The following is an 18,117-nucleotide window of genomic DNA, read 5'->3' as shown; positions in this document are numbered from 1 at the left end:
ACCCCCCACCCATGAAGTTCACCGACGGTTACTGGCTGCTGCGCGAGGGCGTGACGGCCGCTCACCCGGCCGAGGTCCTCGACGTCACCGAGTCGGACGGCGCCCTGGAGATCCACGCACCGACCCGGCCCATCCGCAGCCGCGGCGACCTGATGACGGGACCGGTCATGACGATCACCGCCCACACCCCGATGCCCGACGTCGTCGGCCTCACCCTCACCCACTTCACCAGTGAACGGCCCCGCGAGCCCGCCTTCGACCTCAACCGGTCGGCGCCCGCCCCGCAGCTCTCCCACGACGACGCGCACGCGACCCTGACCTCCGGCACGCTCTCCGTGAAGGTCGCCCGCTCCGGCCCCTGGCACGTGGAGTTCCTCGCCCACGGCCGGACGCTCACCTCCAGCGGTCCCAAGGGCATGGGCATCATGCGGGACGCGACCACCGGCGGCCACTATCTGCGCGAGCAGCTCAACCTGGGTGTGGGGACCTCCGTCTACGGGCTCGGCGAACGCTTCGGCCCGCTGGTCAAGAACGGTCAGGTCGTCGACATCTGGAACGCCGACGGCGGCACGGCGACCGAACAGGCCTACAAGAACGTGCCGTTCTACCTCACGGACGCCGGCTACGGCGTCTTCGTCGACCACCCGGGCAAGGTGTCCTTCGAGGTCGGCTCGGAGGCGGTGTCGAGGGTCCAGTTCAGCGCCGAGACCCAGGAGCTGACGTACTACGTCATCCACGGCCCCACCCCGAAGGACATCCTGCGCAAGTACACCGCCCTCACCGGCCGCCCCGCCCTCCCGCCCACCTGGTCGTTCGGCCTGTGGCTGTCGACGTCGTTCACCACCTCGTACGACGAGGAGACGGTGACCTCCTTCATCGAGGGTATGCGGGAGCGCGAACTCCCCCTCTCCGTCTTCCACTTCGACTGCTTCTGGATGCGGGAGTTCCACTGGTGCGACTTCCACTGGGACCCACGGGTGTTCCCCGACCCGGAGGGCATGCTGTCCCGGCTGAAGGCGAAGGGGCTGCGCGTCAGCGTGTGGATCAACCCGTACATCGCCCAGCGGTCGCCGCTCTTCGCGGAGGGCAGGGCGCTCGGCCATCTGCTGAGGCGGCCGGACGGGAGTGTCTGGCAGTGGGACCTGTGGCAGCCCGGCATGGCCCTGGTCGACTTCACCAGCGCGGCCGCCCGCGACTGGTACACGGCCAAGCTGGAGGCACTCCTCGCGCAGGGCGTCGACTGCTTCAAGACCGACTTCGGCGAGCGCGTCCCGGTCGACGTGGCCTGGTCCGACGGCTCGGACCCGGAGCGGATGCACAACCACTACACGTACCTCTACAACCGCACCGTCTTCGACGTGCTGCGCAAACACCGGGGCGAGGGCGAGGCGGTCGTCTTCGCGCGGTCCGCGACGACCGGCAGCCAGCAGTTCCCGGTGCACTGGGGCGGCGACTGCGAGGCGACGTACGAGTCGATGGCGGAGTCGCTGCGCGGCGGGCTGTCCCTGGGCCTGTCGGGGTTCGGCTTCTGGAGCCACGACATCGGCGGCTTCGAGGGCACCCCGACACCGGCCCTCTTCAAGCGCTGGCTGGCCTTCGGCCTGCTCTCCTCGCACAGCAGGCTGCACGGCAGCTCCTCCTACCGGGTGCCCTGGCTGTTCGACGAGGAGTCGGTGGACGTGGCCCGTCACTTCACCCGGCTCAAGCTGCGGCTCATGCCCTACCTGTACGAGGCCGCCCGCGTCGCCCACGAGGACGGCACGCCGGTGATGCGGGCGATGGTGCTGGAGTTCCCGGCGGATCCCGGGTGCGCGCACCTGGAACGGCAGTACATGCTCGGTCCGGATCTGCTGGTCGCGCCGGTGTTCAGCGACGCGGGGGACGTGGCGTACTACGTTCCCGAGGGCACCTGGACGCACTACCTCACCGGGCGGACGGTGACCGGGCCGCGCTGGGTGCGTGAGCGCCACGGGTTCCTCAGCGCACCGCTGCTGGTGCGGCCGGGCGCGGTGCTCCCGGTGGGCGCCCACGCCGACCGGCCGGACTACGCGCACGCCGACGGGGTCACCCTGCGCACCTACGGCCTGGAGCGCGGCGCCCAGGTCACGGTGCGGGTCGGGGACGTGACCTTCACCGTCGTACGCGAGGGGGACACGCTGCGGGCGTCCGCGAGCGACCCCTCGGCGCCGTGGGCGCTGGCCGCCGGGGACCGGGTCGCGCGGGCCGCGGCGGGCACCGGGTTCCTGACCCTGGAGACCCCGGACGCGGAGACCCCGGTCCCGCAGACCCCCGTTCTGGACACCCCTGACGACGGGGAGCCGGTCTGATGGTGAAGATCACCGATGTGGCGCGGCAGGCCGGGGTCTCCCCCAGCACGGTGTCCTATGCGCTGAGCGGCAAGCGCCCGATCTCCGAGGAGACCCGGCGGCGGGTCGAGGAGGCCGCCCACGCGCTGGGCTACCGCCCGCATGCCGGCGCCCGGGCGCTGGCCAGCAGCCGCTCGAACGTGCTGGCACTCGTGGTGCCGCTGCGGGCCGGCATCCATGTCCCGGTCGTCATGCGGTTCGCGGTGTCGGTGGTGACGGCGGCCCGGCACCACGACCACGACGTGCTGCTGCTGACCCAGGAGGAGGGCGAGGAGGGACTGCGCAGGGTCGCGGACACGGCCATGGTCGACGCGCTGATCCTGATGGACGTCCAGCTCCACGACCCCCGGCTGCCGTTGCTGCGCTCCCTGGACCGGCCGTCCGTGATGATCGGTTTCCCGCTCGAGGCCGACGGCCTGACCTGCATCGACCTCGACTTCCGGGCGGCGGGCGAGCGGTGTGTGGAGCATCTGGCACAGCTCGGGCACCGGGTGGTCGCCCTGGTCGGGTCACCGCCGGAGGTGTATGTGCGCGGGACGGCCTTCGCGCAGCGCGTGGTCCAGGGGTTCACGGCGGCCGCCGACCGGGCCGGGCTCGCCTCCGCCGTCCACCCGTGCGAGGCGACACCGGGCGCGGCCCGCCGGGTGGCCGAGCGACTCCTGCGCGAGCAACCCGCGCTGACCGGGGTGGTGGTGCACAACGAGGCGGTCCTGGAGCCCCTCGTCGAGGCGTTCGAGGAGCTGGGGCTACGCGTCCCCGGCGACCTGTCGGTGACGGCGATCTGCCCGGACGAGCTCGCCTCGGGGCTCCGGGTGCCCGTCACCTCCGTCGCGCTGCCGTCGGCGGAGGTCGGTGAGCGTGCGGTGGAACTGCTGATGCGCAAACTCGGCGGCGAGGCGGTACCCGAGGCGACTCTGCTGCCTCCGACGCTGACCCGGCGGGCGAGCACGGCGCCTCGGACGGTCAGCCCACGCTGAGCGGATGAGGCGCGGCGGATCGCCCACCGGGCCCGCCCCCTCTCGTCACGCGGGAACCGGTCACCACAAGAACCTGTCACGGAAAGGGCCTGTCACAACAAGAACCCCGCCGCTCGAAAGCGACGGGGTTCTTGTTCACATGGGATGAGTGGAGATGGCGGGAATCGAACCCGCGTCCAACGGTGCAGAATCAGGGCTTCTCCGTGTGCAGTTCGCTGTGATTTTCTCGGCCCCGGTGATCACGCGAACAAGTCGCCGACGGGCCCAGTCACTGTTTGATTTCCCATCGAACCCCGTGACCGGGCTCGATGGTTTAGTCCCCTAAATTATGCCAGGATCCGGATCGGGAACACTTCCGGGCTGACACCCATTATGGGTCCTACACTCACTGCTTATTAGGCAGCGAGGGCGTAGGACTGGGAATCGCTCTTGATATTGGCGATTATTTTTTGCGACATATGGTTTACGAGATCATTGCCGCTTCCTCGACACGCTTCCCCTGCTTCAACAGTCGCTGTCGAAACCGATCATCCCCATGTTGATTTTTCAATCCCTCCGAGGAGGGCCCGTACCCACTGCGGGGCACAAGTGCCATCGTACGTGACCGACGCACGAGGATGCCACTCTGTTCCCGGCGACCCCGCGTGCGGCGGCTACGCGTGCCGCTGCCTCCGCTTCTCCGCCGCGATCACCCGGTCCGTCTCCCGGCGGTCCTGCTGCTCGCGCAGGGTCTGCCGCTTGTCGTACTCCTTCTTGCCGCGCGCCAGCGCGATCTCGGCCTTCGCCCGGCCGTCCTTGAAGTAGATGGCGAGGGGCACGATCGTGTGGCCCGTCTCCTCGGACTTCACCGCCAGCTTGTCGATCTCCTCGCGGTGCAGCAGCAGCTTGCGCTTGCGGCGCGCGGAGTGGTTGGTCCAGCTGCCCTGGAAGTACTCGGGGATGTGGGCGGCGTGCAGCCACGCCTCGTTCCCCTCGATCTGGACGAAGCCGTCGGTCAGCGAGGCGCGGCCCTCACGCAGCGACTTCACCTCGGTGCCCGTGAGCACCAGACCGGCCTCGTAGACGTCGACGATCGCGTAGTCGTGCCGGGCCTTCTTGTTCTGCGCGACGATCTTGCGCTTGCCGTCCTTGACCTTGCCGGACGCGGCCGCCCCGCCCTGCTTCGGCTGGGACTCCTTCGGTACGTACATTCCCTTGCTCATAGTCCGGCCATTTTCGCATCCTGAGGCCCGCTGAGGGAAAGCCGATTACGGAGCCGGTCACCGAGCCCGGTCACGGGCGGCTCGAGGGACCGCTCAGGACACGTCCCCGAGCCCGCTCAGCACGGTCTCGGCCCGCTCCAGCGCCCCGTCGTCCGCCTCCAGGTCGGGGGTGATGCCCCGGCCGTCGACACCGTGGCCGGAGGGGGTGCGGTAGTGCCCGACGGTCAGCTCGGCGACGGAGCCGTCGGGCAGCCGGCTCGGCATCTGGACCGAGCCCTTGCCGAAGGTGCGGGAGCCCACGACGACCGCGCGGCCGCGGTCCTGAAGGGCGCCGGTGAGCAGCTCGGCGGCGCTCATCGTGCCGCCGTCGACGAGGGCGACCAGGGGGCTGCTGGTGTCGCCGCCGCCGTCCGCGTGCAGGGCGCGCTGGTCGCCGTCGACGTCGTAGGTGGCGACCAGGCCGCCGTCGAGGAAGGCGGAGGCGGTGGAGACGGCCTCGGTGACCAGGCCGCCGGAGTTGCCGCGCAGATCCAGGACGATCCCGGCGCCTGCCGGGGCCTTGCGGACGGCGCTGCGCACGCTGTCACCGACCCCCTTGGTGAACGCGGCGACGGTGATGACGGTGGTGTCGTCGGAAAGCCGGTGGACGGTCACGGAGTCCGTGGAGAGCAGCGCCCGTCGCAGGGTCTCGGTCCACGCGCGTGTACCGCGCCCCAGGCCGAGACGGACCGTGGTGCCGGCGGGCGCGTCCGTGGCGTCACCGCGCAGTAAGGAGACGACGTCGGTGACCGGGAGCCCGTCCACGGACCGTCCGTCGACGCTGCGCAGCCGGTCGCCCGCGTGGACCCCGGCGGCGGCCGCGGGCGATCCCGGCTGCACCTTGGTCACCTCGATCCGGCCGCCCCGCTCGCGCCGCGCCTCCAGACCGACGCCGGTGTACCGGCCGTCGAGGGACTTCGCGAACTCCTCGTACTCGCCCTCGGAGTAGACGGCCGCCCAGCGGTCCCCGCTGCGGCTGACGGCGCGCTCGGCGGCCTCCATCGGGGACTTGCCGTCCGCGGCGGCCTCCTCGGCGGCCCGCGTCACGTCCTCGGAGTGACCGGGGGACGCTGTGGCCGGTGCGGCGCCCGAGGCGCTCCGGCCGCCCTCCCCCGGGTCCCCGGGCAGCGATCCGGTGGCGGCGCCGGCGACGAGCACGCTCGCGAACACCAAGGTCAGGGCGGCCCCGCGGCCGAAACGGCGGGGCTGACAGAACAGGTCACGGCCTGACATGGCGGTGAGTCTAGGGGAACGCGAAGGGCCGCACGGTCGGTTGACCGTACGGCCCACGGGGCGTGCGTCACACCTTCAGGTACTTGCGCAGCGCGAAGAACGCGGCCAGCGCGGGCATCAGGAGGCTGGTGGCGAGGATGAGCGGAAGCTTGGTCAACACGGCGTCCCAGCCGATGAAGTTGATCAGATTCAGCTTCTCGGAGAGATCCAGGCCGTGGTCGATGATGAAGTACCGGGCGATGATGAGGAATCCGCAGGCGACCGTGCCCCCGATCAGCCCGGCGACGGCCGCCTCGGCGATGAACGGCGCCTGGATGTAGAAGCCGGAGGCGCCGACCAGCCGCATGATCCCGGTCTCACGCCGACGGCTGAAGGCGGACACCCGCACGGTGTTGACGATCAGCATCAGGGCGACGACCAGCATCAGCGCCATCACGGCCCGCGCCGCCCAGTTCATGCCGTTGAGCAGACCGAACAGGTTGTCCAGGATGCCCTTCTGGTCCTGCACGGACTGCACGCCGTCCCGCCCGTCGAAGGCGGTCGCGATGACCTTGTACTCCTCCGGGTCCTTCAGCTTGATCCGGTAGGACTCCTGCATCTGGTCCGGGGTCAGGGAGCTGGCCAGCGGGGAGTCGCCGAACTGCTCCTTGTAGTGCTTGTACGCGTCGTCCTGCGACTCGTACGTCACCTTCTCGACGACCCCCATCTTGTCGAGGTCGGACTTGATCTGCTTCTTCTGGTCCGCGGTGACCGCGCCCTTGGCGCAGTTCGGGTCGGACGCGGCGTCACTCTTGTTGCAGAGGAACACCGAGACGTTGACCTTGTCGTACCAGTAGCCCTTCATGGTGCTGACCTGGTCGCTCATGAGCAACGACCCACCGAACAGGGCGAGCGACAGGGCCACCGAGACGACGACGGCGAAGGTCATCGTCAGGTTGCGGCGGAGACCGACGCCGATCTCCGACAGTACGAACTGGGCGCGCATGGCGAGTTGTTCAGGCCTTTCCGGGGACGTCCGCGAGGGGGGCGATGGCGGGGGCGGTCAGTGCTGGTAGCCGTAGACGCCGCGCGCCTGGTCGCGGACGAGACGGCCCTGCTCCAGCTCGATGACGCGCTTGCGCATCTGGTCCACGATGTTCTGGTCGTGCGTGGCCATCAGCACGGTCGTGCCCGTCCGGTTGATCCGGTCGAGCAGCTTCATGATGCCGACGGAGGTCTGCGGGTCGAGGTTGCCGGTGGGCTCGTCCGCGATCAGCAGCTTGGGCCGGTTCACGAAGGCGCGCGCGATGGCGACGCGCTGCTGCTCACCGCCGGACAGCTCACCGGGCCTGCGGTCCTCCTTGCCGCCGAGCCCGACGAGGTCGAGCACCTGCGGCACGGACTTGCGGATCTCGCCCTTCGACTTGCCGATGACCTCCTGCGCGAAGGCGACGTTCTCCGCCACCGTCTTGTTCGGCAGCAGCCGGAAGTCCTGGAAGACAGTCCCCAGCTGGCGGCGCATCTGCGGCACCTTCCAGTTGGAGAGGCGCGCGAGGTCCTTGCCCAGGACGTGCACCTGGCCGTGGCTGGTGCGCTCCTCCCGGAGGACCAGCCGCAGGAAGGTGGACTTTCCGGAGCCGGAGGATCCCACGAGGAACACGAACTCGCCCTTCTCCACCTCGAGGGAGACATCCCTGAGTGCGGGGCGGGTCTGCTTGGGGTAGACCTTGGAGACGTTGTCGAATCGGATCACGGGTGCACCACGGGTCGCCGGGGGTAGATGAGCGTGACCATACGCGAACCGGGGAGGGCGGCGCAGGCGTCACGACGGGTTGAGTGGGGCTTGTGCGTTTTTGTACGGGACTTCGTATGTCCCCCGCTCTCCGGGTGGGCCGCGCGGCCCCCTGATGAACCTGGCACAGTGGAGGGGGAACGTTCCCGTTCCCCGAAGCGTTGTGTACGTGGAACCGGTGCAAGGAGGGCGAGCGCATGACGTACGACCGGCTGGTGTGCGCTAACTGCGCCGCGCCCGTGAGCGAAGGCCGGTGCCCCGTGTGCCGCGCGAACCGCGAGCGGCTGCAGCAACAGGGGAACTTCTTCGCGGGACTGAACCCGATGGCGCTGATCGCGCTGCTGGCGGTGCTGGTGGCGGCTCTGGCGCTGCTGGCCCATCAGACCGCCTGACCCGGACGCGCATCGCAAAGGGCCCGGAGCTGATCGCTCCGGGCCCCTTCGCGTGTACGTCACGTACGGGCGCGACTACCCGACGTCAGGCAGTGGCCCCGCCACGGCCGGCCACGAGGCGCGGCAGCAGCCGGAAGCCGACGCCGCCGGCGATCATCGTGGCAGCGCCGATGATCAGGAACGTGGTCTCACCCGCACCGGTCTCGGCGAGCTCCTTGCCACCACCCTGCGCGCTGGTGTCGGCGGCGGCCTCCGAGGTGTCGGTCAGCGCGGAGCTGCCCTCCTCCTGAGTGGAGGTCCCGTCGGTGTCGGTACCACCGGTGGCGGAGCCGCCGGTGGAGGAGCTCGAACCGCCGGTGGTGCCGGAGCCGCCGGTGGAGTCGTCGCCGCCCGTGGTGCCGGAGCCGCCGGTGGTCGAGCTGCCGCCGGTCGTGGTGGAGCCGCCCGAGGTCGAGCTGCCGCCGGTCGTCGTGGAGCCGCCCGAGGTCGAGCTGCCGCCGGTCGTCGTGGAACCGCCCGAGGTCGAGCTGCCACCGGTCGTCGTGGAACCGCCGGTGGAGTCGTCGCCGCCGGTGGTCGAGCTGCCACCGGTCGTGGTGGAGCCACCCGTGGTGGAGTCGCCGCCGGTGGTGGAGTCGCCACCGGTGCTGGACGTTCCACCGACGGAGGCCGTCCCGCCGACGGAGGCCGTCCCACCGGTGGTGGAGTCGCCGCCCGTGGTGGAGTCGCCGCCCGTGGTGGAGTCGCCGCCGGTCGAAGAGTCACCGCCCGTGGAACTCGTGCCGCCGTCGGTGCAGATCCCGATCGGGCAAGGGTCGTCGCCGGTCTGCGGGGTGACCGCGCCGGACGTCGACACCAGGCCGCTGAGGCCACCCTCGTCACCTGCGGCCGAAGCGACGCCCGCCACGGTCAGCGAGGCGCCCGCGGCGATCACGGCGCCCGCGGCTATGCGCGCGACCCGGATCCGCGTCTTGTTGGTCATATAGCTGCTACCCCCAGTAGCTGAATCGTCGATGAGGCCGCGCCCGGGGCCGTGATCGACGGAGGTAGCCGATATGCAGCTGAAGCCCCCGGTTCACATGCGCCCCAGAGATACGCATGCCACACTGCACCATCCCCATTTTTCAAAGCATCGTCAAGGTCGTTGCGTACGCAATGTCCAAGTCAGGGCGCTTTGCACGATGGTGGTGCTGTGAATGTGACATAAAAAGCAACCGCCCCTGATTCAGGGGCGGTTACCTTGTCGACAAAACTACTTCTCCTGCTGCTTGCGCCAGCGAATTCCGGCTTCCAGGAACCCGTCGATCTCACCGTTGAAAACGGCCTCGGGATTACCGACCTCGTACTCGGTGCGCAGGTCCTTGACCATCTGGTACGGGTGCAGGACGTACGAACGCATCTGGTTGCCCCAGGAGTTGCCGCCGTCGCCCTTGAGCGCGTCCATCTTGGCCTGCTCCTCCTGCCGGCGCCGGTCGAGCAGCTTGGCCTGGAGGACGTTCATCGCGGACGCCTTGTTCTGGATCTGCGACCGCTCGTTCTGGCAGGAGACGACGATGCCGGTGGGGAGGTGGGTGAGGCGCACCGCGGAGTCAGTGGTGTTCACGCCCTGGCCGCCGGGACCGGAGGAGCGGTAGACGTCCACCCGCAGCTCGGACTCGTCGATCTCGATGTGGTCGGTGGTCTCCACGACGGGCAGGATCTCGACGCCCGCGAAGGAGGTCTGCCGACGCCCCTGGTTGTCGAAGGGGGAGATACGCACGAGCCGGTGCGTGCCCTGTTCCACGGAGAGCGTGCCGTAGGCGTACGGGATCTGCACGGCGAAGGTGGTCGACTTGATGCCGGCCTCTTCGGCGTACGACGTCTCGTAGATCTCGGTCTTGTAGCCCTTCTGCTCCGCCCACCGCAGGTACATCCGCTGGAGCTTCTCCGCGAAGTCGGCGGCGTCGACGCCACCGGCCTCGGCCCGGATGTTCACGAGCGCCTCGCGGGAGTCGTACTCACCGCTGAGCAGCGTACGGACCTCCATCTCGTCCAGCGCCTTCTTGACGGCCTTCAACTCGGACTCGGCCTCAGCGAGGGTGTCCGGGTCGTCCTCCTCCTCGGCCATCTCGAACAGCACGGAGAGATCGTCGATCCGGCTGCGCAGCGCGTCCGCCTTCCTGACCTCCGCCTGGAGGTGGGACAGCTTGCTGGTGATCTTCTGCGCCTCGTCCGGGTTGTCCCACAGGGACGGCGCGGCCGCCTGCTCCTCGAGCACGGCGATGTCTGCCCTCAGCTTGTCGAGGTCCAGAACGGCCTCGATCGACTCCATGGTCGAGGAGAGGGACTTGAGCTCTTCGGATACATCGACGACTGCCACGCCTCCAGCGTAACGGCTCCGCCAACCGGGGAGCGCCGGGCACCGTCCGCGGCCGGTTCCCGGGGCTCCGCCCCCGGGGTCACGGTGACGGCGGCGCCGAGTTCTTCGTGTCCTGCGGGGTCCCCCCCGCGTCGTCGCCCGAGGTGGCCGCCCATGTTCCGATGCCGGCCGCGGCGACCAGCGCCACCGCCGCCACACCCAGCGTGATCCGCCGCCGCCGGGTGGCGGAACGGTTGCGTGCCGAGCCGGGGCGCGGCGCGCCGGCCGCCCTCGGCACCCGTGCCGTGCCGTGCGCCCCGCCCGCCAGCTCGTCCGGCGCGGGCACCCGCATCGACGTGTGGGTGTCCCGGTTGGAGTCCGGCTTCGCGTTCGGCACCAGCGGGACCGAGCCGCGCCGGACCCGCCCGGAGGGGGCCGCGGGCGAGGAGGCGGAGGGCTCGGCCTCCTCCTGCCCGCCCTCCTCCTGCTCCGGGTCCGGCTCGTCGACGTCCAGCGGCGGCATCCCCGCCAGCGTCGGCAGCTGCTCGCGCAGCCGTGCCGCCAGCTCGGAAGCCCGCAGCCGGGACGCCGGCGCCTTCGCCAGGCACTGCACGAGGAGCTGCCACAGCTCGTCCGTGATGCCGGGGAGGGGGGCGACGGACTCCGTCACATGGCGGCGCAGCACCGCGCCCGGATGGCCGCCGCCGAACGGCGTGAAGCCCGCGAGAAGCTCGTACAGGACGGTCGCCAGGGCGTAGATGTCCACCGAGGCACGCGGCGGCAGGCCCTCCACGATCTCCGGCGCCAGATAGTCCGGCGTACCGATGATCTTCGTGGCGCGGGTCCTTTTGGGGGTGTCGATCAGTTTCGCGACGCCGAAGTCGGTCAGCAGGGCGCGGTGCGAGCCGCCGGGGCCGAGCGGTCCCTGCATGTCCAGCAGGATGTTCTCGGGCTTCACGTCGCGGTGCACGATCCCGGCCGCGTGTGCGGCGGCGAGGCCCTCGGCGATGTCCGCGACGATCGCCACGGCGGCCTCGGGCGCCAGCCGCCGGTCCCGTTCGAGGCGGGTGCGCAGGTCCGTGCCGCGGACGAGGTCCATGACCAGGGCCAGGTCGTTGCCGTCGACCACCAGGTCACGTACGGACACCACGTGCGGGTGCTCCAGGCCGAGCAGTGCCGTGCGCTCCTGCACGAAGCGGCCCACCAGCTCCTCGTCGGAGGCGAGGTCCTCGCGCAGCAGCTTGACGGCGACGGGCCCGTCCGGTCCCTCGCCCAGCCACACCGTGCCGGCGCTGCCCCGTCCCAGGATCTGGTGGGCGGTGTACCGGCTGCCGATCTTCCGTGCCAAGGCTGCTCCTACAGACGCGTGTTGCCCATCAAAGTACGCGTCCGAGGAGCCAACCTTCACCGCGGAGACGGAAATCACCCGCCGGATGTCGACAAGTACACAAACTCGCGGTCCCCAACTCACGGTCAGGACCGGAGCCGGTGCCTCAGCGGTTGCCGTTGTCCGAGTTGCCGTTGTCCGAGTTGCCGGTGTCCCAGTTGCCGGTGCCTCAGTTGCCGGTGCTCGTGCCGCTGCCGCCCGAGTCACTGGTCAGGTCGCCGATCCAGCCGGTGACGTCGTCGAAGAAGCCGCTGATCAGCTGCCAGTAGCTCTTGCCGGTACCGATCCAGTCCTGGAGCGGGCTCAGCTCCCAGATCAGCCACCCGGCCACGAACAGGATGACGATCGTGAACAGACAGCCCTTCAGACAGCCCAACCCGGGGATCTTCATCGGGTTGGCACTGCGCTGCCTGGGCTGCCGGGGTTCCGGCTCGGGCCGCTGCCGCGGCGGCTGCTGCTGGGGCGCCGGCGCGTACCGCTGGGGCTGGTGCTGAGGCTGCTGGTGCTGCGGAGGCGCGTACTGCTGCTGCGGCTGCTGCTGTCCCTGGTACCCGTAGCCGGGCTGCTGCTGCGGGCGCTGCTGAGGCCGTTGTTGCTGCTGAGGCCGCTGCTGTTGCTGGTTCTGCTGCGGATACGGCTGCTGCTGCGGCTGTCGGGAGACCTGCCGCTGGGGGCGCCGGCGCAGCGGGTCCTCACCGGGGTCGAGGTACTGCTGGACCTGCGTCGGCTCGTTGCGGTCGCGGGCGGCCCGCATCTGGTTCTGCCAGGGGTGCGGCTGCTCGGGCTGCTGGCCCGGCTGACCCTGCTGGCCGTGCTGTCCCGGCTGGTGCGGGGGCACCGGCGGCAGGACGGCCGTCGGATCGGCCGCGCCGGCCGGACCGCCCGTGTGCGGCAGGACGGCGGTGGGATCGGCGGCGCCCGCCGGGCCGGCCGTGTGCGGCAGGACGCTCGTCGCGGCGTTCGGGTCGTAGGCGCCGCCCGGCACGGTCGCGGGCGTCGGGTCGGGCGCGAGCAGATGGCCGACGCCGTCGGCGGCGGCGATCTGCATCGAGTTCGCGTGCACCCCGATGCCCTCTGCGACGATCCGCAGCCCGCGCGCGAGGTTCTCGGCGCTCGGCCGGTCGTCGGGGTTCTTGCGCAGGCAGCGCTCGATGACCGTCCAGAGCGGGTCGGGGACCGTGGACGGGCGGCGCGGCTCGGCGTTCAGGTGCTGGTGCAGGACCTCGAGGGCCGAGCCGCCGGAGAACGGCGGCCGCCCGGTGACCAGCTCGTACAGCAGGATGCCGGCGCCGTAGATGTCCACGGCCGAGGTCTGCGGGCGGCCCTCGGCGGACTCCGGCGCGACGTACGCGGGCGTGCCGACGAACTCGCTGGTCCTGGTCAGGCCCGGGGAGTCGGCGAGACGCGCGATGCCGAAGTCGGTGAGCAGCGGGTGCATCTGCCCGCCGTTCTGCATCAGCAGGACGTTGGCCGGCTTCAGGTCGCGGTGCACGACGCCGTCGGCGTGGCTGGCGGCGAGCGCGTCGGCGACCTGGGCGGTGAGCAGTGCGGCGGCGACGGGCGTGAAGGGCCCGTTCTCGCGCAGATAGCGGTGCAGGTCGGGGCCGTCGACGAGGTCCATGACCAACGCCAGCAGATCGCCCTCGACGACCAGGTCGCGGACCCGGACGATGTTCGGGTGGGTCAGGCGCAGCAGCACGGACCGCTCCCGCAGGAAGCGCATCACGACATCCGGGTCGTTCGCGAGCTCCTCCTTGAGGACCTTGATCGCGACGGTCTCCCCGGGCTGGCCGGCAACGGCCGCCTCGGCGCCCGCGGTCTCGCGCTGGCGGGCTCGCCAGACGGTGCCCGTGGCGCCGCGTCCGAGCGGCTCCTCGAGCAGGTACTTGCTGCCGACTGGCCGCACGTCACGCGCTCCCTGCTGCTTGCTTGCCTGTCCTGTCCGTGTTCCGACCCACTGTAGTGCCGGTGTGCGGACACCGGGCTGTCGTCCTTTCCCGAAGGAAAGACGTTCGGCCCGGTCTTCTTGGTTGCCGGGGCCGGACGTGACCGATCTCAACTGATCGCAGGGGACATACTTGTCCGGCACTTTTGCGGGCAGAGCCGACCAATCAAGATCACTTGTCCCCGGGTGTGGGGCGCGTTGTCAGTGACAGGTGCGAGGATGCCTTCAGTACTGGCCGCTGTGCTCGTGTGGGGTGGGGGGAAGTCCGCGCCCGTGCAGAAGGGACCGCTGACGGCGATGCAGATCCGGCTGACCGTCGTAGACCCGACGGGCGCGCCCCTCCCCGCGCCGGGCTCCGCTCGTGCGGGAGCACCTCCGGCGCGGGCCCGCTCCGCGAGCTGCGACGTGCTGGTCACGGCGCCCGCCGGCACCGCCCTGGCCGCGGTGGCGTCCGCGCTGGCCGCGGCGGTCTCCGGGGAGGGCGCCGCGTCGGCCTCCTCCGCGGCGGCGGTCGTGCTCTACGCGGGCGTGGAGCGGCTCGACACCCAGCGCTGCACGCTCGGCGAGCCGCCACTGATCGACGGCGCGGTGCTGTCCCTGGGCGCTCCGGCCGACCCCGAGCCGCATCCCGAGGTCGACGAAGCCCCGGCCCGCCTGCACGTGGTGGCCGGGCCGGACGCGGGCGGGGTCCATCTCCTGCACGGCGGCCAGGTCCGCGTGGGCCGCTCCGCCGACGCGGACGTGCCCCTCGACGACCCGGACGTCTCCCGTCTGCACTGCGCGGTGACGCTCTCCCCCGACGGCCGCGTCTCGGTCGCCGACCTCGGCTCCACCAACGGCACCACCCTGGACGGCGCCCCCGTGCAGGCCCGATCCGTCCGGCTCGCTCCCGGCGCCCTGCTGCGCGTCGGCGAGTCGGCCCTGCGGCTGGCCCCGCCCGGCGGGCCCGGTCCACGGGCGACGACCACGCCGGACGGGGAGGGACACGTCCGGGTGCCCTGCGCGGGCTCGGAGCCGGAGGGCACCGAGCAGGAGGGCACGGGCCCGGCGGCGGGCGGCGGCCCGTCCGTGGACCGCCCCGCCCCGGGTGCGGCACACACACGTGCGGCGGGCGACGGCACGGGTGCCCCACAGGGCCCCTCGGGACCGACCGGCCACGCCTACGGAACGGTGGACTGGAGCGGCTCGCCGCAGACACGGGGCGGGCGCACCCGGGGTGCAGGGGAGACCTCTTCGGTGCCCCCGGTCGTACCGGGCCAGGGCACGGCGCCGCGCATCGAGAGCCGGCACGGCGGCGAGGCCCACACGGCTGACCCCGGGCGCCGGAAGCCGCCGGGGGTTGTGGCCTCCGACGGCGCGCCGGGAGCGGGCGAAGGCTTCCCGGCCACTCACGGCGGCCGCTCGGGCCTCGGCTCGTTCACGGGGGCGTACGACGAGGTGCGCGGGCCGCACGGCTCGCCCGACGAGGCACCCGCCCACGACGACGCCCGCGCCCCACGGGGTCGCTCCGCCGCCGGTCCCGCTCCCGGGTCCGCCTCCACGCCGGCGCCCACGTCCACGCCCCCGCCGTCATCCCTCTCCCCGTCTGCGTCCCCGTCTCTTTCTGCGTCCGCGTCCCCCTACGACGACATCTCCGATGCCGATGCGCGCGTGGGCACCCGCCGCAAGGGCACCCCGCTGCGCGGCACCGACGTCCCTCCGGGCGTACGCAAACGCGGGGGTCTCTCCGCGTGGGCGCGCCGCCTCGCCGGCGGTCGCGGGGACGCCCAGGACACGGACATCCCCGGGCCCTACGACGAGGAGGCGGCCGGAGCGGAGCAGTACCCGTCGGCCACCGCGGCCCCCGCACCCGAGACCTGGCCGGACCCGGCGGCGCTGCTGCTGACGGCGCTGGGCCCGGGCCCCCGGCTGTGGGAACGCGGCCCCGGGCACCCCGAGGCACTCGCCGTGCGGCTGGGCACGGCCGACCGGCCCGCGCCCGACGGCTCGGGCCTGCTGCCCGCCGTGCCGATGACGGCGGGGCTGCGCGAGGTCGGGGCGCTCGGCCTGGCCGGGCCGCGCCCGCGGCTGTCCGGGCTGGCACGCGCGGTGCTGGCCCAGCTCGCCGCGCTGCACTCCCCCGACACCCTGGAAATCGTCCTGATCAGCACGGACCGCGCGCGTTCCGAGGAGGAGCGCGTCGCCGAGTGGTCCTGGCTGGGCTGGCTGCCGCACCTGCGCCCGGGGCACGGCCAGGACTGCCGTCTCCTGCTCGCCTACGACCGTGACCAGGCCACGGCCCGCGCCGACGAACTGCTGCGCCGTCTGGAGGACCATCTCTCCGACAGCGCGGGCGGTACGGGCGGTACGGGACCGGTTCAGGTACCCGCGCCCCGCAACGCCGCCCACCGCCCGTCCTGGGCCGTGGCGGACGAGCCGGGGGACGGCGGCTTCCCCGGCCCCTACACGGTGGTCGTCGTGGACGGCGATCCCGGCGGGGCCGACCTGCGCGAAGCGGTGGCCCGGCTGGCGGTGGCCGGACCGCCCGCCGGGATACACGTCGTCTGCCTGTCCGAGACGCCCGCCGCCTCCCCTTCCTCGCCGGTGACGGAGACGTACGAAGCGGCGTGCGCGGCGGCGCCCACGTTCCGCGCGTGCGGAGCCGTCGCGCTGCTCAGCGGGGACGTCGCGACGGCGCTGAGGCTGCTGCGGGTCGCGCCGGCCGGGGGGCAGACGGAGCGGCCGGGCCCGGTGGGACCCGGCACGGTCGGCGCGGTGGACGCGGTCTCCCCGGCCTGGGCCGAACGCTTCGCGCGGGCTCTGGCGCCGCTGCGCCCGGACGGCGCGGGCGGAAGCGGTGAGCGGCACACGCGTGTGTCCGCGCCGCTGCCCCAGTCGGCCCGCCTCCTGGACAAGCTGGGTCTGGCCCGGGCCACCCCCGCCTCGCTGATGGCCCGCTGGGCGGACGCGGCCGACGACGCCGAGGCGCTCGGCGGGCGGGCGTGGGCCGTGCTCGGCGCCGGTCCGCGCGGCCCGGTCGGTGTGGACCTGGTCGCCGAAGGCCCGCACCTGCTGATCGAGGGACCGGCCGGCAGCGGACGTACGGAGCTGCTGCGGGCGGTCGTCGCCTCGCTGGCCGCCGCCGAGCGACCGGACCGGCTGGGCATCATCCTGCTGGACGGCCGCGACACCGTCGGCAAGGGCGCCGGCCACGGTGACGGCCTGCGGATCTGTACCGACGTACCGCACGTCACCACCCATCTCACCGCCAACGACCCGGTCCGTATGCGGGAGTTCGCGCAGTCGCTGAGCGCCGAGCTGAAGCGGCGGTCCGAGCTGCTGGGCCGTTGCGGCTTCGCGGAGTGGCACACGCAGCGCGCGGTCTCCGGCCGGATCGTCCCGCAGCGCACCCCGAACACACCGTCTCCGGGAACCGGGCCCGGCGGCGGTTCCGCGGGCGGCGCCGCCGACATCGAGTCCCCGCCCAGCGCCACCCTGCGGCTGCGTCCGGGAGCGGCCGCCCGTCAGCGGGCCGAGGCGGCGCCCCCGTTGCCCCGGCTGGTGGTGGTCGTCGACGACCTGGACGCACTGGTCTCCCCCGCTCTCGGCTCGCCGGGCCGGCCGGCCGCGGGCTCGGTGATGCGCGCGCTGGAGGCGGTGGCCCGCGAGGGCGAGCGGCTCGGTGTGCACCTGGTGACGGCGGCGGGCCCCGGAGGCCGTACGGCGGAGTCGGAACCGGCCCGTCTGTCCACCGTTCGGATCACTCTGGAGCCGCCGGGTTCGGGCACGGACGAACCGGCGCCGGGCCGCGGCCGCCTCAAGGGCGCCGACGGCCGCCTCACCCCCTTCCAGGGCGGCCGCGTCACGGGCCGTATCCCCCGCACGGCGACCCAGCGCCCCACGGTGGTCCCCCTGGAGTGGCACCGCATGGGCGACCCCCCGACCCGCCGCCCGGTACGCGAACTGGGCAACGGCCCGACAGACCTGGCCCTCCTGGCCAGCGCCCTGGAAAGAGCGGCCCGCCAGCTCAGCCCCTCCGGCGGCCCCCCGACCGGGGGAGCCTGACCCGGCGGAGAACCTTCGGGCCCTGACCGGGTCCGAGGCGGCCCGGCAGCCGGTCCGATGCGGGCCGGTAGCCGGTCCGATGCGGCTCGGTAGCCGGTCCGATGCGGGCCTTACACAGGCCCGAAGCCGGCCCCGAGCAGGACCGAGGCCGTCGGCGGCAGGCCCATGGCCGGTCCGAGACCGGTCCAGGGCCGGACCAGGGCCGGACCAGGGCCGGACCAGGGCCGATCCCAAACAGACCCGTGGCCGGTCAGAGGCCGTTCCGAGGCGGCCTCGAAGCCGGCCTCAAGCAGGCACGTAGCCGATTCGAGGCAGCATCGAAGCTGGTCTCAAGCAGGTTCGAGGCCGGTCGAGACCGGTTGGAGTCAGGCCCGTGGCCGCTCTGAGGCCGGCCGAGGCCGATCCGAGCGGGCCCATGGCCGC

12 protein-coding genes and 1 other RNA gene are annotated in these 18,117 nt (G+C 72.2%); 4 read left to right on the top strand and 9 right to left on the bottom strand.

What is annotated here, in order from left to right; translation table 11 throughout:
* The first annotated feature begins 11 nt into the window (after positions 1-11).
* Positions 12-2,327: an alpha-xylosidase gene (gene yicI, locus ACFWBB_RS29220; RefSeq protein ID WP_385278276.1), complete on the top strand. Its 2,316-nt coding sequence runs from the start codon at positions 12-14 to the stop codon at positions 2,325-2,327.
* Complete coding sequence (locus ACFWBB_RS29215) at positions 2,327-3,343, top strand: LacI family DNA-binding transcriptional regulator (RefSeq protein ID WP_385278274.1); 1,017 nt, start codon at positions 2,327-2,329, stop codon at positions 3,341-3,343. The genes yicI and ACFWBB_RS29215 overlap by 1 nt, the downstream gene beginning before the upstream one ends.
* Positions 3,344-3,489: 146 nt before the next feature.
* Here the strand turns inward: ACFWBB_RS29215 and ssrA are convergent.
* From ssrA to ftsE, 5 genes are all read right to left on the bottom strand, one after another.
* Positions 3,490-3,878, bottom strand: a transfer-messenger RNA (tmRNA) gene (gene ssrA / locus ACFWBB_RS29210).
* A 118-nt stretch (positions 3,879-3,996) separates the two neighbouring features.
* A complete protein-coding gene (smpB, locus tag ACFWBB_RS29205) occupies positions 3,997-4,545 on the bottom strand; it encodes an SsrA-binding protein SmpB (RefSeq protein WP_385278272.1) in 549 nt (182 codons plus the stop codon).
* Positions 4,546-4,638: 93 nt separating this feature from the next.
* On the bottom strand, positions 4,639-5,817 hold the full coding sequence (locus ACFWBB_RS29200; protein ID WP_385278270.1) for a S41 family peptidase: 1,179 nt from the start codon (positions 5,815-5,817) through the stop codon (positions 4,639-4,641).
* Between the two features lie 67 nt (positions 5,818-5,884).
* Positions 5,885-6,802, bottom strand: coding sequence for a permease-like cell division protein FtsX (gene ftsX, locus ACFWBB_RS29195; RefSeq protein WP_385278268.1), 918 nt, complete (start codon positions 6,800-6,802; stop codon positions 5,885-5,887).
* Positions 6,803-6,859: 57 nt separating this feature from the next.
* Positions 6,860-7,549 (bottom strand): cell division ATP-binding protein FtsE, encoded by a 690-nt coding sequence (gene ftsE / locus ACFWBB_RS29190; protein ID WP_069774015.1) that lies wholly within the window; start codon positions 7,547-7,549, stop codon positions 6,860-6,862.
* Positions 7,550-7,785: 236 nt separating this feature from the next.
* Between ftsE and ACFWBB_RS29185 the strand changes: the two genes are divergently transcribed.
* Positions 7,786-7,980, top strand: coding sequence for a hypothetical protein (locus ACFWBB_RS29185; RefSeq protein WP_385278266.1), 195 nt, complete (start codon positions 7,786-7,788; stop codon positions 7,978-7,980).
* Positions 7,981-8,065: 85 nt separating this feature from the next.
* On the opposite strand, the gene ACFWBB_RS29180 is transcribed toward ACFWBB_RS29185, so the two are convergent.
* The 4 genes from ACFWBB_RS29180 to ACFWBB_RS29165 all read right to left on the bottom strand — a co-directional run bounded on the left by ACFWBB_RS29180 (position 8,066) and on the right by ACFWBB_RS29165 (position 13,611).
* Complete coding sequence (locus ACFWBB_RS29180; RefSeq protein ID WP_385278264.1) at positions 8,066-8,962, bottom strand: hypothetical protein; 897 nt, start codon at positions 8,960-8,962, stop codon at positions 8,066-8,068.
* Positions 8,963-9,232: 270 nt separating this feature from the next.
* Entirely contained in the window at positions 9,233-10,339 is a 1,107-nt protein-coding gene (prfB, locus tag ACFWBB_RS29175) for a peptide chain release factor 2 (protein WP_385278262.1), read from the bottom strand.
* Positions 10,340-10,418: 79 nt separating this feature from the next.
* The gene (locus tag ACFWBB_RS29170) at positions 10,419-11,666 is read right to left on the bottom strand and encodes a serine/threonine-protein kinase (protein ID WP_385278259.1); all 1,248 of its coding nucleotides are present in this window, start codon (positions 11,664-11,666) and stop codon (positions 10,419-10,421) included.
* Positions 11,667-11,874: 208 nt separating this feature from the next.
* A complete protein-coding gene (locus tag ACFWBB_RS29165; protein ID WP_385278257.1) occupies positions 11,875-13,611 on the bottom strand; it encodes a serine/threonine-protein kinase in 1,737 nt (578 codons plus the stop codon).
* A 336-nt stretch (positions 13,612-13,947) separates the two neighbouring features.
* Between ACFWBB_RS29165 and ACFWBB_RS29160 the strand changes: the two genes are divergently transcribed.
* Positions 13,948-17,694, top strand: a complete 3,747-nt coding sequence (locus tag ACFWBB_RS29160; RefSeq protein WP_385278307.1) for an FHA domain-containing protein — start codon at positions 13,948-13,950, stop codon at positions 17,692-17,694.
* The last annotated feature ends 423 nt before the right edge of the window (positions 17,695-18,117 follow it).

It is taken from the genome of Streptomyces sp. NPDC060000, from assembly GCF_042737375.1.
Lineage (GTDB): Bacteria > Actinomycetota > Actinomycetes > Streptomycetales > Streptomycetaceae > Streptomyces.
Note: the sequence above shows the minus strand (reverse complement) of the source record. Positions and strands in the feature narration are given on the sequence as shown.